The sequence below is a fragment of the Streptococcus sp. 10824 genome (genome assembly GCF_013276595.1).
GTDB classification, from domain to species: domain Bacteria; phylum Bacillota; class Bacilli; order Lactobacillales; family Streptococcaceae; genus Streptococcus; species Streptococcus pseudopneumoniae.
This window is the reverse complement of sequence record NZ_VMLH01000030.1, coordinates 1-2,121: the sequence shown is the minus strand read 5'-3', so window position 1 is coordinate 2,121 and position 2,121 is coordinate 1. Positions and strand designations below refer to the sequence as shown.

Below are 2,121 nucleotides of genomic sequence, written 5' to 3'. Positions count from 1 at the left end.
CTGACAGTGGTTATCAAGGGCTCATGAAGCTATATCCTCAAGCGCAAACTCCGAGGAAATCCAGCAAACTCAAGCCGCTAACAGCTGAAGAGAAAGCCTGTAACCATGCGCTATCTAAGGAGAGAAGCAAGGTTGAGAATATTTTTGACAAAGTATAGTAGATTGAAACTAGAATAGTACACCTCTACTTCTAAAACATTGTTAGAAATCGATTTGACTGTCTTGATTGATTTGTCCTGTTCTTATTTCATTTCACTATGAAAACGTTTAAAATATCTTCAACAACCTATCGAAATCATCGTAAACACTTCGGATTACGAATGAATTTGATTGCTGGTATTATCAATCATGAACTAGGATTCTAGTTTTGCAGGAAGTCTAATAATGAAAATAAAGGACTAAAGTAATAACTCTAAATATATCTGATTTTTATAGGACGTTTCATAAAAAAATCTACATACCTAGAGTCCTATTTAGTTATGTATCTTACATAAAGAGAAAGGAATTAATTATCATGAAATTATCTTTGTATAGTGAAGTTGACCATTACCATTCTTTAAGTTCTTATTCTTTAAATGATATTACACATACTGATACCCCAAAAAATATTATTGAAAAGTCTAAAAAAGATAAGTATAGATACCCAATAGTAATACTTAATAAAGAACATAAAGTAATTGGATTTTTTTGCCTACACCTAAACACTGGTCCTAAAGAGTATGGCTATTATCAAAATGATTATGCGCTTATTAGAGGATTTTCTATTGATGATAATTTCAGAAATCAAGGATATGGTTCTAATGCTCTGAATAAAATATTTGAATTCATAGACTCAACTTTAAAATTAGAAATTAACCATATTGTATTGGCTGTAAATGAAAAAAATATATTGGCTCAAAAAGCATATAGAAATTCAGGTTTTTTTGTTGTGAAGAAAGATTTAGAAGGAAAAAAGGGGAAATTAATTATTATGGAGAAAAGCAGAAACTAGTATCATTTCTAGTTTCTGCTTTTCACTAAGTCTGCTATAAATTTAGTATTCTAGCTTATTTGCATATTTTGAGAGGAATAATCTATATACTAAACTTTTATGTTTATAATTCATTCCTTTCGTTTCACTCAAGGCACAAGACAGAATGAAAAAGTGGTGTGCTCTTTATTTTGTTTTATAATAATAGTGAGAAAGTCTATCACTACTACAAATCACGGGGAGGTGAATAAGTGAGTGATACAGCCACTACCTCGCATATTTATAGGTGTCATTCTTTCCATCAAGCACAAGAACTGTGACTAGGAGAACGTAAACTTATAATTGAATAAGCGAATCGTTTGTGAAAAGGAAAGAATAGTCAAGGGATAGGCAGACTCCTCATGTTAAAAGCCAAATTTCAATTTAAAAAATTTTGATTTCCCTTCCTTTTTCCATCGTTCGATTAAGCGACGGCTATCGATTGTCAAATGTTTGGCTTTTGTAGTATAATGGTTTTTCATCTCTGTGCCTTTCTTGTGTTTGTGGTTGAACAACAAGTATAACACAGAGGTGTTTTCTTATGCCTAGAAGAGCTTTCATTTGACAAGAGGAACCCTTGAAGCAGTTTTGTCAGCTAAACCAAGGCTAATCTTAGCCTTGGCTTTCCAGCTTAACAGCTCCAAGCCTCTTATCAAATGAAATCGAGTACTAGCTATCAGCTAGTTGAACCATCTAATTTTTAGGAGGGTTGGATGGCTAACTTCATTATAGAACTTTCAGAAATTCCCCAAGACTATAATAGATTGAAATAAGATGTAACCAAGTCGATTAGGAAAGACAAATGAATTTCTAAAAATGTTTTAGCAACCGCAATGTTCTGGTCTATATTCAATCTACTATATAATACTCTTCGAAAATCTCTTCAAACCACGTCAACGTCTCCTTGCCCTACTCCAGTACAGCCTGCGGCTAGTTTCCTAGTTTGCTCTTTGATTTTCATTGAGTATAATTTGATATAATAGAGAGAAGAACTCGATTGAAGGAGGAAATGATGTCGGTTTTAGTAAAAGAAGTGATTGAAAAGCTTAGACTAGACATTGTCTATGGCGAACCAGAATTGCTTGAAAAGGAAATCAATACAGCAGATATTA

General features: G+C 32.8%; 2 protein-coding genes and 2 pseudogenes. 3 read left to right on the top strand and 1 reads right to left on the bottom strand.

The features are described 5' to 3' along the window. The 3 genes and pseudogenes from HT701_RS03125 to HT701_RS03115 all read left to right on the top strand — a co-directional run. Positions 1–155: pseudogene (locus HT701_RS03125) on the top strand (IS5/IS1182 family transposase); the annotation flags it as partial. Positions 156–257: 102 nt separating this feature from the next. After that, positions 258–365 (top strand): annotated as a pseudogene (locus HT701_RS03120) (IS5/IS1182 family transposase); the annotation flags it as partial. A 149-nt stretch (positions 366–514) separates the two neighbouring features. Beyond that, entirely contained in the window at positions 515–991 is a 477-nt protein-coding gene (locus HT701_RS03115) for a GNAT family N-acetyltransferase (RefSeq protein ID WP_000777684.1), read from the top strand. 383 nt (positions 992–1,374) lie between these two features. Here HT701_RS03115 and HT701_RS11405 read toward each other — a convergent pair whose 3' ends face one another. Next, on the bottom strand, positions 1,375–1,491 hold the full coding sequence (locus HT701_RS11405) for a helix-turn-helix domain-containing protein (RefSeq protein WP_138705738.1): 117 nt from the start codon (positions 1,489–1,491) through the stop codon (positions 1,375–1,377). Positions 1,492–2,121: the final 630 nt, after the last annotated feature.